The following is a 15,109-nucleotide window of genomic DNA, read 5'->3' on the forward strand; positions in this document are numbered from 1 at the left end:
TCAGAACTTCAGCGGTTCGGCGAGCTCATGGACCTGCCAGGGCAGGCCGTGCTGGTTGAGCATGTCCATGAAGGGATCGGGATCGAACTGCTCCATGTTGAACACGCCCTCACCCTTCCAGGTGCCGTTCAGCATCAGCGCCGCGCCGATCATCGCCGGAACGCCGGTGGTGTAGCTCACCGCCTGGTTGCCGGTCTCCTCGAACGCGTCTTCGTGATCGCAGACATTGTAGACGTAGAAAGTCTTCTCTTCGCCGTCCTTCGTCCCGGTCGCGATATCGCCGATGTTGGTCTTGCCCTTAGTGGTGGTGCCGAGCGTCGACGGCTCGGGCAGCACGGCCTTGAGGAACTGGAGCGGGACGATCTCGCGGCCCTCGTAGATGATCGGCTCGATCGAGGTCAGGCCGACATTCTGCAGCACGCGCAGGTGCGTGAGATACTGCTCACCGAAGGTCATCCAGAAGCGCGCGCGCTCGATCTCGGGGATGAACTTGACCAGGCTCTCCAGCTCCTCATGGTACATGAGGTACATGTTCTTGGCGCCGACCTGATCGAATTCGAACACCTGACGCGACGACAGCGCCGGGGTCTCAACCCAGTCGCCATTCTCCCAGTGCCGCGTGGGCGCGGTGATCTCGCGAATATTGATCTCGGGGTTGAAGTTGGTCGCGAAATGCTGGCCGTGATCGCCGCCATTGCAGTCGAGGATGTCGAGCGTGCGGATGCTGTCGAGCAGGTGCTTCTTGATGTACGTCGCGAAGACCGAGGTGACGCCCGGATCGAAGCCCGAGCCGAGCAGCGCCATCAGGCCAGCCGACTTGAAGCGCTCCTGATAATCCCACTGCCAGCCATAATGGAACCGCGCCTCGTCGCGCGGCTCGTAATTGGCCGTGTCGAGATAGTCGGTGCCGGTGTTGAGGCACGCGTCCATCAGGTTGAGGTCCTGATAGGGCAGCGCCAGATTGACCAGCAGATTGGGCTTCACTGCCTCGATCAGCTTGCTCGTCGCCGCGACATCGTCGGCGTCGACCTCGGCCGTGTCGATGGTGACGCCGAAGCGCGCCTTCACCGATTCGGCGATCGCATCGCACTTGAACTTGCGGCGGCTGGCGAGCGTGATCTTCCCGAACAGATCCGGGTTCTTCGCCATCTTGTGCACTGCGACCGACGAAACGCCGCCTGCGCCGATTACGAGAACGTCCTTCACGCCTTGTCCTTCCTTCTAATGCCCCATGGGGAATGGCGCCCCCATATTTGAGCAGCGCCCCGGATGCAAAGGGCGATGGTAGCAGCTGCAATCAATCCGGCCCGCCAAGGAGAGGATTGAACCCGAACGACAATCCGCCCTAGCATTGTGACATGGTAACGACGATCGGCCGCAGGGCATTTATCGGGGGCGCAGCGGCGCTGGGATTCGCAGGACCGGCGAGCGCGCAGAGCCGGCCCAAGGTCTTCGCCCCTACCCCACCCTGGCCGCCGCACGAGTATTTCATGCTGTGGCCCAGCCTGCCGCCCGGTGCCCCGCCGGGGTTCGCCCCATCCAGCTTCCCCGTCCCGCTCCCGCCCGGCACGCCGCAGCGATGGGAGAAGGGCATCCGCAACCCCTATGTCGGCGTATTCCGTGCGGCCCGCCCTGACGGGCGCGCCGCTTTGGTCATTCCGGGCGGCGGCTATGGCATCGTCAGCCTGGTCAATGAGGGGATCAACGTCGCCCGCGCGCTCAACCCGCTGGGCATCACCGTCTTCGTCCTCGCCTATCGCCTGCCGCCCGAAGGCTGGCTCAACCGCAGCGACGTGCCGCTGCAGGACGCGCAGCGCGCGATGCGGCTGATCCGCTCGCGCGCGGCGCAGTTCGGCATCGATCCGGCGAAGCTCGGCATTTGCGGCTTTTCCGCCGGCGGACATCTGGGCGGCACGCTGACCGTGGGACATGACGATCCGGTCTATCGCCCGATCGATGCCGCCGACCGGCTGTCGGCGCGGCCCGCCTATTCGGGGCTGATCTATCCGGTCACGCAATTCGCGACCGTCGGGCCCAACGCCCGGTCAGGCCCCAATCTGCTCGGCCCCAACCCGGCGCCGGGCGCGGCCGCGCGGTTCGACCTGATTACACGAGCGAGCGCGGCGTTGCCACCGCTGTTCCTGCTCCACGCGATGGACGACGAGACGGTCCCCGTCTCGCAGAGCATCGGCCTGATGGAGGCGGCGCGGCGCCACAAGGTGCCGGTCGAGGCGCATTTCATCGAGCGCGGCGGCCATGGCTTCGGCGCGGCGAGCCTGCCCAAGACCAACCCCGCGGCGAAGTGGATGGACTGGTATGCGGCGTGGACCGCAACGCATGTGAAATAGCCCCGGGAGGTTGCGATGGCGATGGATGAGGTTTTCGCGGCCCAGTCACGCGAGGAGATGCGGCGCTTGTTTCCCGGCCTCGTCCGCCTTGATCTGAAGATCAATACAAACGCCGACGACTTCCCCGATTTCGCTCGTGGGGTCATCATTGACTGGGTATCGGCACGCCATGCCGAAGACCTCTCCTGCTGCTCCAACCCTGAATGCCGTTGGCTTAGTCAACTCGACCTGGTCGCGGTTTGCCATCATGCACAGGAAGCCGAACCTCTCCGCCCGACGCTCAAGGAGCGCCTGTTCGAGCAAAAGGAGAACCGTCATCCGGTCGACCTGCGGCTGAAATGCCTGGGCTTTGTTGGCGACCCTCTTGCCCGGAACAAACCACCGTGTCCGAACATGTTTCATGTCACGGGAGTGGCTGCCTTCGCAATTTAGCGCCTCATTCCGCGAGGTCATTTGTTCTTGAAATGTTCCGTTCACGAGCCTAGCGTTCGCTTATGGCTAAGACCCGCCCCGTGCGCGGGGCCACGCATAATCGCGAAAGCGCCCGCTTCAACCTGCCCGCGCGGGAGGCCGATGGCGACTGGCTGGACGCGCGCGAGGGGATCGACGGGGAACCGCCCCGGCTGCGCACGACTGTCGCGATCGACAAGGCAAAGACGGTCCTGACGCGCAACCAGTCGCCGGACATCGCCTTCGACCGGTCGGTGAACCCCTATCGCGGGTGCGAGCATGGCTGCATCTACTGCTTTGCGCGGCCGACCCACGCCTATCTCGACCTGTCGCCGGGGCTGGATTTCGAGACGAAGCTCTTCGCCAAGCCCGACGCCCCTGCCCTGCTGCGCGCGGCGCTGGGCAAGCGCGGCTATGTCTGCCAGCCGATCGCGTTCGGGACCAACACCGACCCCTATCAGCCGATTGAGGCCGAGTGGCGGATCACGCGCGGCTGCATCGAGGTGCTGGCGGAATGCGATCACCCGATCACCATCACCACCAAGTCAGACCGGGTGACGCGCGACATCGATCTGCTCGCCCCGATGGCGGAGCGCGGACTGGCGGCGGTGATGGTGTCCGTCACCTCGCTCGATCCGAAGATCGCCCGCACGGTCGAGCCGCGCGCGCCGCATCCCGAGCGGCGGCTGGCGGCGGTGGCAAAGCTGCGCGAAGCCGGCATCCCGGCCTATGTCTCGCTCTCGCCGGTGATCCCGCAGATCACCGATCACGAGATCGAGCATATCATGGAGCGCGCGGCGGAGGCCGGGGCGCTGGGCTGCTTCTATCTGCCCGTGCGGCTGCCGCATGAGGTGGCGCCGCTGTTCCGTGCATGGCTCGACGAACATTTCCCGGATCGCGCGGGGAAAGTGATGGCGACGATCCAGTCGATCCGCGGCGGGCGCGACAACGATCCCGATTTCCACAGCCGGTTCCGGGGCAAGGGCCCATGGGCGGAGCTGCTGCGCACCCGCTTCAAGATCGCGGCGCGGCGCTTCGGGCTGGACAAGGAGTATATCCCGCTGCGCCGCGACCTGTTCCGGCCGCCGCCGGGGGCGCAGGGGGAGCTGTTCTAGGAAGCAGTCTCAAGATGGCGAGCTTGCTGGAAACGAGCCCATGGCTGTCGCTTAGCGTCGAGGTTGGATATGGTACATATTACCCGGCGAGATTCTCTGACGGGTGAAACCTTCATGGCTTTGCGAGATTACTCAGGCGAGGAAGATTTCTACTCGCAGGGTTTTGACAGGGAAGGAGTCGTGTCGATTTGGGTGAGCTTGGCGAAGCCCGGCGGGAATCCAGAGACTGACACGCTTCAAGATTTGTGTGGTGTCGGGTACTACGATCCAGACAACCAAGAGGCGGTGTCTTCTGCCGACGCAGCGGATGTCACTTCACTTCTCTCTCAAATTTCGTACGCCCCCTCCTTCCAAAGCCGGGCAATAGCGCTTGCCCAGGCTGCGGGCATTGAGAAAGCGCGGAGAGTCGTGGTTCAGTATGACTTTGCTTACGACCCTTCTCGGGTGTCGCGCGCAATCAGCGATGATCCGATCTTCCTCGGGGTGCTCCCGTATCACTGTGATTAAGCAGTCGTAGCGGCCGCTCTCGACGGTGGCTCAAGGCAGCAACCGTTCCCCACTCAATTCCAAACATTCCGCTCTAACAATCGCAGCCGTTCACGCGTTCGCAGCATAGTTGCACGTAGCTTCTGCCCGCGCGATGATCGCGGACATGCGGGCGTTGCGCTTTCCCCGATCCGGCTGGTGGCGGCAGGTGCTGCTCTATGGCGGCCTGCTCGCGCTGGGCACTGCGCTGCTGCAATGGCTCGACTATCGCTGGCTGATGCGGGCGCATTCGACCGAATTCTACCTGTTGCTCGTCGCAGGCGGCTTCCTTGCGCTCGGGCTGCTGATCGGCGCGCGGGTGATGGGGCCGACCGCACAGCCGCGGCCGGAGGGCAATCCGGCGGCTCAGCAATCGCTCGGGATCAGCGAGCGTGAGATGACGGTGCTGCGCGAACTTGCCGCCGGGCACGCCAACAAGCAGATCGCGCGCAACCTCGACATCTCGCCCAACACGGTGAAGACCCATGTCGCGCGGCTGTTCGAGAAGCTGGGCGCGCGCCGCCGCACCGATGCGCTGGCGCGGGCCCGCGAACTCGGCCTGCTGCCCTGACATGATTTCGGGCGAAACCGCCCAAATCACCCCTTTGGGCGATTGCCGCATCTCCGTTCGCTACCGATCAATCCGCCATCGAACGCATAAGGGGACATGACATGCAGCGCCTGATCCTGACCTATGGCCTCATCGCCGGCGTGGTGGTGGGCATCCAGCTTTTCCTGATCGTCACGCTGTTCGGCGACAATCCGCCGACCGGCCCGCTGGGCATGGTGATCGGCTACCTCACCATGCTGATCGCGCTGAGCGCCGTGTTCGTCGCGATCAAGCGGCGACGCGACCATGATCTGGGCGGCGCGATCCGCTTCTGGCCCGCCTTCGGCCTTGGGGTCGCAATCTCGGCGGTCGCGGGATTGCTGTATGTGCTGACCTGGGAAGCGCTGCTCGCGATCCACGGCACCGGCTATCTCGAGACGATGATGGCGGTCGAGGTCGAGCGGAAGCGCGCGGCAGGCGCCAGTGCGGCGGAGCTGGCGGAACTGCAGGCATGGATCGCGGACTTCCTCAAAAGCTATGCCAACCCGCTGATCCGCATGCCGATCACTTTCAGCGAGATCTTCCCGGTCGGACTGCTCGTCTCGCTGATCTCGGCCGTGCTGCTGCGCAACCCGCGCTTCATGCCGTTGCGGCGCTAGACCCCGGACGGGGCGGATCAGAACCCGATCCGCCCCATCCCGCCGGGCTTGGCCGCCACCTCGTCGCGCAGGCGATCGAGGATCCAGCCGGCATCGCCGCCGCTGAAACGCAGCTGCCGCTTGACCACCGCAAAGTCCCCCGGCGTCAGTCCTGCGATGTGCGCGAGCCCGGCCGGCGCCGGCATCGCGAAGAACCGCTCGAACGCGCGCGCCGCCCGCGCCGGTTCCAACGGGCCCAGGTCGAGCTTGAACACGAAGCGCCGCAGCGCCGCGGGGTCGAGCTTGCCGCCATGATTGGTCGCGGCAACGAAGGGCAGCGGATGGCGATCGAGCCAGGTCAGCAGCTCGTTGACCTGGCTGACCTCCCAGTTCGCTTTGGCGTTGCCGCGATCGAACAGGATCGAATCGACCTCGTCGAAGAACAGCATCCCTTCGCGCTGCTCCGCCTCACGAAACGCCTCGGCGATGTTCGCCTCGGTCTGGCCAACCCATTTTGAGAGCAGGTCCGAGGCGCGCTTGACGATCAACTGCCGCCCCAGCCCGCGCGCAAGATGCGTGGCAAGCCCGGTCTTGCCCGTGCCCGGCGGACCAGTGAGCAGCAGCGACACATCGACGGGCGCACCGCGAGCGGTGATCGCGGCGAACAGCGCGGGGATGTCGCGATCCGCCTCGAACAGGTCGAGGTCGATCGCTTCCTCGACCGCGCGGGCCGGCTCGCCATGCCGCAGCGCGGTGACGAGTGACGCCGCGGCGAGCCCGATATCGTCGGGCGCACCGGCAAGTTGCCCTGCCCGCGCCGCAACGCGCGCGACGCTGGTCGTCTCGGGCGCCGCCTGCGCCAGCGCATGGACCGACGCGGGCATCGCAACCCGCTCCTCCTCGGCAACGCGATCGATCATCGCCGCCGCGCCGCGCCCGGCGGGCGGATCGAGGCGCAGGATGAAGCTCATCCGCCGCAGGATCGCGGGATCGATGTTGCCGACCGCGTTGGTGGTCCAGATCACCGGAACCGGATTGGTTTCGATCAGCCGGTTGATCCACAGCTTCGATCCCTGCCGGCCCTTCATCCAGCCGCCCTCGGCCACGCTGGCGTCGCCGATCGCGTCCTCCATCTCGTCGAACAGCAGCAGCGCACCGTCGCGGCTCGCGAGCATGCGATGGGCGAGGCGAAGCGCGCTCATCCGCTCCCAGCGATTGGGTTCCTCGCCGTCCTCGTCCGCTTCGCCGACGCTGAACAGCGTCGCGCCGGACGCGGCCGCGAGCGTCCGGGCAAGCTCGGTCTTGCCGGTTCCGGGCGGCCCGTGGATCAGGATATTGACGCCCGTAGCGCGCTGATCGAGCGCCCCGCGCAGCAGGCGTACGAGGAAGTCGACCTCTTGCGCCCGGCCCGCGAAATCGCCCACCGCGAGCCGTGCCTGCTGGCGCGGGCCGACGACGATCTCGAGCAGTTCGTCGGCATCGTTCGCGGGCCGGTCGAACAGCCGTTCGAGCGTCCAGCCGATCTCGATCTCCACCCCGCCGCCGCGCCGGTCGCGCAGGCGCACCAGGCCGAGGCGCAACGGCTGAGCGCGGCGCAGGGCCAGCGTCTCGATCCCGGCGACCTCCGCGAGCATCACGCCGAGATCGGCTTCATGCTCGAGCATCACCTTGGCGAGCGTGCGCACCCGCGAACCGAATTCGATCGCGACCGCACCGACCAACACGCGCATGTCCGCCTCGCCAAGGCACAGCGCCTCAGCGAGGCGCGCGCTGAGACCCAGCGCAGGCGCGTCCCCGCCCCGCGCGACGAGCCCCGCCGCGCGCCGCTTGAGCTCGATCCAGCCGAGCGTCTTCACCGGCGCGCCGAACAGCCACAGCGCGTTCGTCCGCGCCCAGCCCAGCATCGCCTTTGCGAGCGGCGAGGTGCCCGGCACCTCCCGCCCGGCCCGCAGCAACATCGCGCGGGCCACATCATGTTCGTGCAACATACCCATCCCTGCCCGCGGCAGACGCAAAGGTCCCGTGGGTCTTGTCCAAAAATTCTGGGATTTCCGCAGGGGCGCCTTCACCCCCGCAGCGCCTGGGCAGGCGCGTTACGGAAGGGTGCTGGCGATCCTGGGGTTCGACCCCGATAGGAAGTTAAAGTCCAGCAATTCATGTCTCCGTTCGCCCCGGACCGTAATCCGGGTGCGCGGGCGAATAGCGGATTCGTTGCGCTATCGCAAGGTTAGGGGTCCGCGGCCGTCACGCGGCCGCGAACTGGAACCCCTTATACTGGTCGCGCAGCGCGGTCTTGAGCAGCTTGCCGGTAGCGGTATGCGGCAGCGCCTCGACGAAGTGGATCTCGTCGGGCAGCCACCATTTCGCGACATGCCTGGCGAGGTGCTGCTGGACCTGATCGGCGGTCACCTCACTCCCGGGCTTGCGAACCACCAGCAGCAGCGGGCGCTCGTCCCATTTGGGGTGGTGGATGCCGATTGCCGCGGCCTCGGCCACGCCGGGGCAGCCGACCGCGGCATTCTCCAGCTCTACCGAGCTGATCCACTCGCCACCCGACTTGATCACGTCCTTGGCGCGATCGGTGATCTGCATGATCCCGTCGGGATGCAGCACCGCGACGTCGCCGGTATCGAACCAGCCGTCAGGGGTCAGGCAAGAGCCGCCCCTATCCTGGAAATATTGCTTGATGATCCACGGCCCGCGGATCTGCAGCCGTCCCGAACTCTCGCCGTCGCGGGGAAGCAGATTGCCATCATCATCGACCGTGCGCAGCTCGACGCCGAACGGCGCGCGGCCCTGGAACACCATCTTGTCGACCCGCGCATCGAAATCGAGCTCGTCCCAATCCGGGCTCGGCGCGCCCATCGTTCCGATCGGTGAGGTCTCGGTCATCCCCCAGGCATGGTTGACCCGCACGCCCATCTTCATGATCCGCTCGATCATCGCGCGCGGCGCCGCCGATCCGCCGATCGTCACGACCTTGAGATGCTCGGGTACCTCGCCGGTCTCGTCCATATGCTGGAACATCGCGAACCACACGGTCGGTACGCCCGCAGTGTGCGTCACCTTCTCGCGGTTCATGAGGCCGCACAGCACCTTGCCCTCGTTGATCGCGGACATGACCAGCTTCACCCCGACCATCGGCGCGGCGAAAGGCAGACCCCAGCCTACGGCATGGAACATCGGCACGACCGGCAACACCACCGACTGAGTCGACAGGTCGAACACCGCCGGCTGGATCTCGGCCATCGCGTGGATCACCGACGAGCGGTGCGTATAGAGCACGCCCTTGGGATTGCCGGTGGTGCCGCTGGTATAGCAGAGCATGCACGGCTCGCGCTCGTCGCCCTCGACCCAGCGGTAATCACCGTCCTCGGCGCCGATCACCGCCTCGAAACTGTCGGGGCCGTCGCCATCGAAGACGATATAGTGCTCGATCGTCTTCCATTGCGGCTTCATCTTGTCGATGATCGGCTGGAACATCCGGTCGTACATCAGCACGCGATCCTCGGCATGGTTGCCGATAAAAGCGAGCTGGTCCTCGAAGAGGCGCGGGTTGATGGTGTGGATCACCCCGCCCATGCCGATCGTGCCATGCCAGGCAACGAGATGACGGCTGTGGTTCATCGCCATCGTCGCGACACGATCACCGGGCTTGATCCCCATGCGTTCAAGTGCCTGAGCCAGCTTGCGCGAATCCCGCGCAACCCCGGCCCAATTGGTGCGGGTCTCGCTGCCGTCGAACCAGCGGCTCACAATCTCGCGATCGCCATATTCGCGCTCGGCGTGCTCGATCAGCCGCGGTACCCGAAGCTCGAAATCCTGCATCGCGCCCAGCATCACACTCTCCTTATCCGCACGGGTTTCCGTGTCCGTAAGGGCATCCTGCGGATTTGAAGGAGCGGATGCAAGGGGGTGGCTATCCCCCCTGGGGGAGGTGGCATCGCGCAGCGATGACGGAGGGGCCGCCCCGAAGAGGGCGGAAACGCTTCAATCGAGCACCGCCGTCTGCGCGGCGGCGCCTCCACCACGCCCTTCGGGCGCGGTCCCCCTCCCCTGAGCAAGCTCAGGGGAGGAATTTCAGCTCGCCAGCGCGAGCCTTGGCAGTTCGGTCGGCTTGAGCTCGCAAGCGGAGACTCCGGGCAGCCCCTCGATCCGTGCGGCGAGCTCGCCGTCGATGCGGAAGTTGCGGCCCAGAACAAGTTCCGCCTCCCCGCCGCCAGGAAGTGGCGCGTCGAGCACCACTTCACACCGCCCGCCCCGTGCATCCGCGAGTTGTGCGGCGATTACCGCCAGTGCGGACGGCTCGGTCGCCGTCAGGCGCAGCGTCAGACGAACGTCCTTCGCCATCCCCTCGAACGGCTGCACCTTGCGCACGGTCACCCGCGCAGAATCCTCGCCCGCACGCCGGTCGAGCTCGAGCGTCAGGATGCCGCAGCCGCCGGCGCGCGACGCGTCCTCCATCTCCTTCGCCGTATGGTCGTCGAAGCAGGTGCAGGGCACGGTGCCGCTGGCGTCGGACAGTGTCGCCATCAGATAGCGCTTGCCACGCGCCGAAGTCCGCCAGCGCGCATCCTCGATCAGCGCGGCAATCGTCGCACCGGCGCGGCCGCCCTCGGCGATATCGATGTCGTTCAGGCTGACGATGCTGCGCGCCGCGTGGAGCCGGGCGAGGTGCTGGTAGCGGTCGAGCGGATGGGCGGAGAAGAAGAAGCCGAAGGAATCCTTTTCGGCCTCGATCTTCTGGCCCAGCGTCCAGCGCGCACTCTTGGGCAGCTGGATCGCCGAACCGACCGGCTCGGCCTCGCCGAACAACCCGCCCTGCCCGCTTTCGCGATTGGCATGGGTGCGCTGGGCAACGGCCAGGATCGTCTCGGCGGCGGCGTAGACACCCGGCCGGTCGGGCGCGATGCTGTCAAAGCCCCCCGCCCCGGCCAGCGCCTCGACCTGCCGCTTGTTGAGCAGCCGCGGATCGACGCGGCGCGCGAAATCGTCGAGGCTCTGGAAGCGGCCCTTGGCGTGGCGCTCCTCGACCAGCAGCTCCATCGCCTTTTCGCCCACGCCCTTGAGGCCGGCGAGCGCGTAGCGGACGGCGAACCCGTCATCGACCGCCTCGACCGAGAATTCGGCCTCGCTCGAATTGATGTCGGGCGGCAGGCACGCGATGCTCAGCCGCTTCATGTCTTCAACGAAGATCGCCAGCTTTTCGGTCTGGCCGAGTTCGAAGCACATCGAGGCGGCGTAGAATTCGTGCGGGTAATGCGCCTTGAGCCAGGCGGTGTGATAGGCGAGCAGCGCGTAGGCGGCGGCGTGCGACTTGTTGAAGCCATAGCCGGCGAACTTGTCGATCAAGTCGAACAGTTCGTTCGCCTTGCCCTCGGCGATGTTGTTCACCTTGGCGCAGCCCTCGACGAACAAGGCGCGCTGGGCGTCCATCTCCGCCTTGATCTTCTTGCCCATCGCGCGGCGCAGCAAATCGGCGCCGCCCAGCGAATAGCCGGCCAGGATCTGCGCGGCCTGCATCACCTGTTCCTGATACACGAAGATCCCGTAGGTCTCCTTCAGGATGCCCTCGAGCGCCGGGTGCGGATACTCGATCGGCTCCAGCCCCTGCTTGCGCCGCCCGAACATCGGGATGTTGTCCATCGGACCGGGGCGGTAGAGCGAGACGAGCGCGATGATGTCGCCGAAATTGGTCGGCCGCACCGCGGTCAGCGTGCGCCGCATGCCTTCCGATTCCAGCTGGAACACGCCGACCGTGTCGCCGCGCTGGAGGAGCTCATAGACCGCCGGATCGTCCCAGCCGAGCGCGGCGAGATCGATCTGGATGTTGCGCGCGGCAAGCAGCTCGACGCCCTTCTGCAGCACCGACAGCGTCTTGAGGCCGAGAAAGTCGAACTTCACCAGCCCCGCGCCCTCGACATATTTCATGTCGAACTGGGTGACGGGCATGTCCGAACGCGGGTCGCGGTAGAGCGGCACCAGCTCGGCGAGCGGGCGGTCGCCGATCACCACGCCCGCGGCGTGGGTGGACGAGTGACGCGGCAGCCCCTCGAGCTGCATGGCGAGATCGATGAGGTGCTTCACCCCCTCGTCGCCGTCATATTCGGCCTTGAACTCGCTGACGCCGTTAAGCGAGCGCGGCAGCGTCCAGGGATCGGTCGGATGGTTGGGGACGAGCTTGGCGAGGCGGTCGACCTGGCCATAGCTCATCTGCAGCACGCGGCCGGTGTCCTTGAGCACCGCGCGCGCCTTCATCGTTCCGAAGGTGATGATCTGCGCGACCTGGTTGCGGCCATACTTCGCCTGGACGTAGCGGATCACCTCGCCACGCCGGGTTTCGCAGAAGTCGATGTCGAAGTCGGGCATCGACACGCGTTCCGGGTTGAGGAAGCGTTCGAACAGCAGGCCCAGTTCGAGCGGGTCGAGATCGGTGATGGTCAGCGCCCAGGCGACCACCGAGCCCGCGCCCGATCCGCGGCCCGGCCCGACCGGGATGCCGTTGATCTTCGCCCATTTGATGAAGTCGGCGACGATCAGGAAATAGCCGGGGAATCCCATCTGGATGATGATGTCGGTCTCGAACGCCAGCCGCGCGAAATATTCCTCGCGCCTGGCGGGGTCGGTAATCCCCGCGGTCGCCAGCCGCGCCTCCAGCCCCGCGCGCGCATCGTCGCGCAGCTGGGCGGCCTCGCCCTCCAGATCGCCGGCGAGGCTGGGCAGGATCGGCTTGCGCTTGGGCGCGGCATAGGCGCAGCGCTGCGCGACGACGAGCGTGTTCTCGATCGCCTCGGGCAGATCGTCGAACAGCCGCTTCATCTCGGTCGCGGGCTTCATCCATGTATCGGGCGAGGAACGCGCACGCTCGTCGCTGGCGACATAGGCCGATCCAGCGATGCACAACATCGCGTCATGCGCCTGATGGAAATTGGGCTCGGCGTAGCAGGCCGGGTTGGTCGCGACGATCGGAATGCCGCGGTCATAGGCAAGGTCGAGCAGCTTCGGCTCGGCGCGGCCTTCGACCTCGTCCAGCCGGCGGATGAGCTCGATATAGAGCCGGTCGCCGAACAGCGCCTGAAGCCGGTCCGCGTAGGCGAAGGCGGCCGTGTCCTGCTCTTCGGCGAACAGCCGGGTAAGCCCGCCTTCCTTGCCCGCCGTCAACGCGATCAGGCCGTCGGTGCGGCCCTCAAGGTCGGAGAAGAGGACATGCGCATCCTTCTCGATCGGGCGCTCGAGATGCGCGCGCGAGACGAGATCGCATAGATTCTCGTAGCCGCGCTGGTCCTGCGCGAGCAGCGCCAGCCAGTCGAGCGGCGGGGTGACGCCTTCGGGCACATCGGGCCGCTCGACGCACAGCAAGGCGCCGACGATCGGCTGGACGCCGGCCTTCTTGGCGGCGTCGCCATAGGACATGGCGGCATAGAGGCCGTTGCGGTCGCAGAGCGCGGCCGCCGGGAACCCGAGCTCGCGCGCGCGTCCGGCGATCGCCTTGGGTTCGATCGCGCCTTCCAGCATCGTGTAGGCGGAAAAAATGCGGAGGGGGACGAAGCCGGAATGGGGCATAGGATCGTTATAAATGGGGGTGCCGAAGGGTCAAAGGAAGCACCTGGGTTTTCCACAGCTAATCGCAGGCCAGCGCTCGCCTAGTCCTCCTTGCGCCGCCTCATCCGCAGCGTCCCAAGCGTATAGGTCAGCGTCAGGGTGTCGCCCTCCACCGTCACCACGGCATCGGTCATATCCGCCACCCCGAAATCATTGGGCGTAAGGTCGAAGACTGCCGTCGTACCCGGCCGGGGCTCGAGCGGCAGGCGGGGAAACTCGATCCGATGCGATGGGATGCTGAAGGTGACGAAGCGCGGAATGCGTTTCTCGTCCTCCGGCAGCGACCAGGGGCTGCCGGGCAGGTAGCTGTCCAGCGGTGCTCCGCCGTCGAATTCGATCCGCAGGTCGACGCCCGGCACGTCGTTCCCCGACGGCCCTACAAGGCGAATGGCGAAAGGCTTGTCCGGCGACGTCGCTTCCACCCGTCCCGCCTTGATCGTCGGCGCGACGGGGCGCGGGTCGCTGATCAGGCGAACCCGCTTGCCATCCGCCTCCCATCGCCCCTGCGCCATCTGATCGAGCGAACCGACGGTCAGACCATATTGAAACCGCCCGTCCTTGCCCAGCCGCAGGCTGGCCACCATCTCCCTTTCGGAAGCGTCATAGTCGCCGGCCAGGCTTGCCGCGGCAGGAGCAGGCTCCTCCGTCTCTTGCGCATGGCCGGGCGCTGCCATCGCCAGAAACAGGCCGGCAAGAACGCCCGAACCCATCCGGCGCCAGAGGATCAAAGCAGCTTCTCGATATCCGCAGCGATATCGTCGGGCTTGGTCTGCGGGGCGTAGCGATCGACTACATTGCCGGTGCGGTCGATCAGGAACTTGGTGAAGTTCCACTTGATCCCCTCGGTCCCGAGCAGCCCGGGCGCCGCCTTCTTCAGGTGACGATAGAGCGGCGCGGCGTCCGGCCCGTTGACGTCGATCTTGCCGAACACCGGGAAGGTCACGTCATAGGTCAGCGAACAGAAATTCGCGATCTCAGCCGCGTCGCCCGGCTCCTGCCCGCCGAACTGGTTGCAGGGAAAGCCCAGCACCTCGAACCCGCGATCGGCATAGCGCCGGTGCAGCGCCTCCAGCCCCTCATATTGCGGTGTAAAGCCGCATTTGGAGGCCACGTTGACGATCAGCAGCACCTTGCCGGCATAGTCCGACAGGTCGATCTGAGTCCCTTCGGGCGTGGTGACGGGAATATCGGTGATCGCGGCCATGACCTTCTCCTCCCGCAAGCGTCAGCGGGTCAGCTTGCCCGCCATACCGATGATATCGTCGAGCGGATTGCCGTCGCCGTTGAGATCGATGAGCTTGCCGAGGCCGCCCAGCCCGCCCGCAGGCGCCTGCGCGCCGCTGCTGGCTCCGCCGCCGAGCACATTCCCGAGCACGCCGCCCAGTCCGCCCGAACCGCCGCCGCCGAGCATTCCGCCGATCAGACCGCCCAGCCCGCCGCCCTCGCCCTGCTGACCGCCGCCCTGTTTCGCCAGATAGCCCGCGACCAGCATCGCCAGGATCGGCAGCATCTTCTTGAGCAGGCCGGAATCGAGGCCGGTCTGCTCCGCGGCGTGGCCCGCGACCGTGCGGCTCACATCCTTCGATCCGAAGATCTGGCCGAGCACGTCATTGCCCTGATCGACCGGCGTCGGCTGTGCACCCAGCACCGCGTCGAGCAGCCCGCCACCGCCCAGCTGGCCCAGCAGTCCGCCTAGTCCCTCAACCCCGCCGCCGGTCTGCGCCTGCTTCTTGAAGCCGCCCAGGATCGCCGGAAGCAGCGCGTCGGCGCCCGCCTTCGCGGTGTCGGGCGAAACGCCCAGATCGCGGGCCATCGATTCGATGCCGCCCGCCTGTGCGAGGATGTCGGTCAGATTCATTGCCTTCTCCCGAGCCTGCATTT

The 15,109-nt window shown here is 66.3% G+C and carries 13 protein-coding genes; 6 read left to right on the forward strand and 7 right to left on the reverse strand.

Annotation, left to right across the window (positions count from 1 at the left end):
- Complete coding sequence (locus AC07TU_RS12495) at window positions 1-1,206, reverse strand: saccharopine dehydrogenase family protein (RefSeq protein WP_495188221.1); 1,206 nt, start codon at window positions 1,204-1,206, stop codon at window positions 1-3.
- Window positions 1,207-1,358: 152 nt separating this feature from the next.
- Here AC07TU_RS12495 and AC07TU_RS12500 point away from each other — a divergent pair, with 152 nt between their 5' ends.
- The 6 genes from AC07TU_RS12500 (at window position 1,359) to AC07TU_RS12525 (ending at window position 5,647) form a co-directional block, all read left to right on the forward strand.
- Window positions 1,359-2,348, forward strand: a complete 990-nt coding sequence (locus AC07TU_RS12500) for an alpha/beta hydrolase (protein ID WP_495188222.1) — start codon at window positions 1,359-1,361, stop codon at window positions 2,346-2,348.
- Between the two features lie 15 nt (window positions 2,349-2,363).
- Complete coding sequence (locus AC07TU_RS12505) at window positions 2,364-2,780, forward strand: hypothetical protein (RefSeq protein ID WP_495188223.1); 417 nt, start codon at window positions 2,364-2,366, stop codon at window positions 2,778-2,780.
- Between the two features lie 62 nt (window positions 2,781-2,842).
- A complete protein-coding gene (locus tag AC07TU_RS12510; RefSeq protein ID WP_495188224.1) occupies window positions 2,843-3,913 on the forward strand; it encodes a PA0069 family radical SAM protein in 1,071 nt (356 codons plus the stop codon).
- Between the two features lie 69 nt (window positions 3,914-3,982).
- On the forward strand, window positions 3,983-4,420 hold the full coding sequence (locus AC07TU_RS12515; RefSeq protein ID WP_495188225.1) for a hypothetical protein: 438 nt from the start codon (window positions 3,983-3,985) through the stop codon (window positions 4,418-4,420).
- A gap of 133 nt (window positions 4,421-4,553) precedes the next feature.
- Entirely contained in the window at window positions 4,554-5,009 is a 456-nt protein-coding gene (locus tag AC07TU_RS12520) for a helix-turn-helix transcriptional regulator (RefSeq protein ID WP_495188226.1), read from the forward strand.
- 101 nt (window positions 5,010-5,110) lie between these two features.
- Window positions 5,111-5,647 (forward strand): DUF4199 domain-containing protein, encoded by a 537-nt coding sequence (locus AC07TU_RS12525; RefSeq protein ID WP_495188227.1) that lies wholly within the window; start codon window positions 5,111-5,113, stop codon window positions 5,645-5,647.
- Window positions 5,648-5,664: 17 nt separating this feature from the next.
- Here AC07TU_RS12525 and AC07TU_RS12530 read toward each other — a convergent pair whose 3' ends face one another.
- From AC07TU_RS12530 to AC07TU_RS12555, 6 genes are all read right to left on the reverse strand, one after another.
- Complete coding sequence (locus AC07TU_RS12530; protein WP_495188228.1) at window positions 5,665-7,614, reverse strand: AAA family ATPase; 1,950 nt, start codon at window positions 7,612-7,614, stop codon at window positions 5,665-5,667.
- 256 nt (window positions 7,615-7,870) lie between these two features.
- The gene (locus AC07TU_RS12535) at window positions 7,871-9,466 is read right to left on the reverse strand and encodes a long-chain fatty acid--CoA ligase (protein WP_495188229.1); all 1,596 of its coding nucleotides are present in this window, start codon (window positions 9,464-9,466) and stop codon (window positions 7,871-7,873) included.
- Window positions 9,467-9,706: 240 nt separating this feature from the next.
- Complete coding sequence (dnaE, locus tag AC07TU_RS12540) at window positions 9,707-13,189, reverse strand: DNA polymerase III subunit alpha (protein WP_495188230.1); 3,483 nt, start codon at window positions 13,187-13,189, stop codon at window positions 9,707-9,709.
- Between the two features lie 80 nt (window positions 13,190-13,269).
- Entirely contained in the window at window positions 13,270-13,956 is a 687-nt protein-coding gene (locus AC07TU_RS12545; RefSeq protein ID WP_495188231.1) for a hypothetical protein, read from the reverse strand.
- Window positions 13,953-14,432, reverse strand: a complete 480-nt coding sequence (locus tag AC07TU_RS12550; protein ID WP_495188232.1) for a glutathione peroxidase — start codon at window positions 14,430-14,432, stop codon at window positions 13,953-13,955. The genes AC07TU_RS12545 and AC07TU_RS12550 overlap by 4 nt, the downstream gene beginning before the upstream one ends.
- A 21-nt stretch (window positions 14,433-14,453) precedes the next feature.
- The gene (locus AC07TU_RS12555) at window positions 14,454-15,086 is read right to left on the reverse strand and encodes a DUF937 domain-containing protein (protein ID WP_495188233.1); all 633 of its coding nucleotides are present in this window, start codon (window positions 15,084-15,086) and stop codon (window positions 14,454-14,456) included.
- Window positions 15,087-15,109: the final 23 nt, after the last annotated feature.

The sequence above is a fragment of the Sphingomonas sp. GW821-FHT03E12 genome, assembly GCF_059420685.1.

What these genes read in the sequence shown, in the direction of transcription:
- dnaE (WP_495188230.1), bottom strand. Translation starts at nt 13,189, where the DNA reads ATGCCCCATTCCGGCTTCGTCCCCCTCCGCATTTTTTCCGCCTACACG.
- AC07TU_RS12530 (WP_495188228.1), bottom strand. Translation starts at nt 7,614, where the DNA reads ATGTTGCACGAACATGATGTGGCCCGCGCGATGTTGCTGCGGGCCGGG.
- AC07TU_RS12525 (WP_495188227.1), top strand. Translation starts at nt 5,111, where the DNA reads ATGCAGCGCCTGATCCTGACCTATGGCCTCATCGCCGGCGTGGTGGTG.
- AC07TU_RS12535 (WP_495188229.1), bottom strand. Translation starts at nt 9,466, where the DNA reads ATGCTGGGCGCGATGCAGGATTTCGAGCTTCGGGTACCGCGGCTGATC.
- AC07TU_RS12500 (WP_495188222.1), top strand. Translation starts at nt 1,359, where the DNA reads ATGGTAACGACGATCGGCCGCAGGGCATTTATCGGGGGCGCAGCGGCG.
- AC07TU_RS12515 (WP_495188225.1), top strand. Translation starts at nt 3,983, where the DNA reads ATGGTACATATTACCCGGCGAGATTCTCTGACGGGTGAAACCTTCATG.
- AC07TU_RS12510 (WP_495188224.1), top strand. Translation starts at nt 2,843, where the DNA reads ATGGCTAAGACCCGCCCCGTGCGCGGGGCCACGCATAATCGCGAAAGC.
- AC07TU_RS12550 (WP_495188232.1), bottom strand. Translation starts at nt 14,432, where the DNA reads ATGGCCGCGATCACCGATATTCCCGTCACCACGCCCGAAGGGACTCAG.
- AC07TU_RS12520 (WP_495188226.1), top strand. Translation starts at nt 4,554, where the DNA reads ATGATCGCGGACATGCGGGCGTTGCGCTTTCCCCGATCCGGCTGGTGG.
- AC07TU_RS12505 (WP_495188223.1), top strand. Translation starts at nt 2,364, where the DNA reads ATGGCGATGGATGAGGTTTTCGCGGCCCAGTCACGCGAGGAGATGCGG.
- AC07TU_RS12555 (WP_495188233.1), bottom strand. Translation starts at nt 15,086, where the DNA reads ATGAATCTGACCGACATCCTCGCACAGGCGGGCGGCATCGAATCGATG.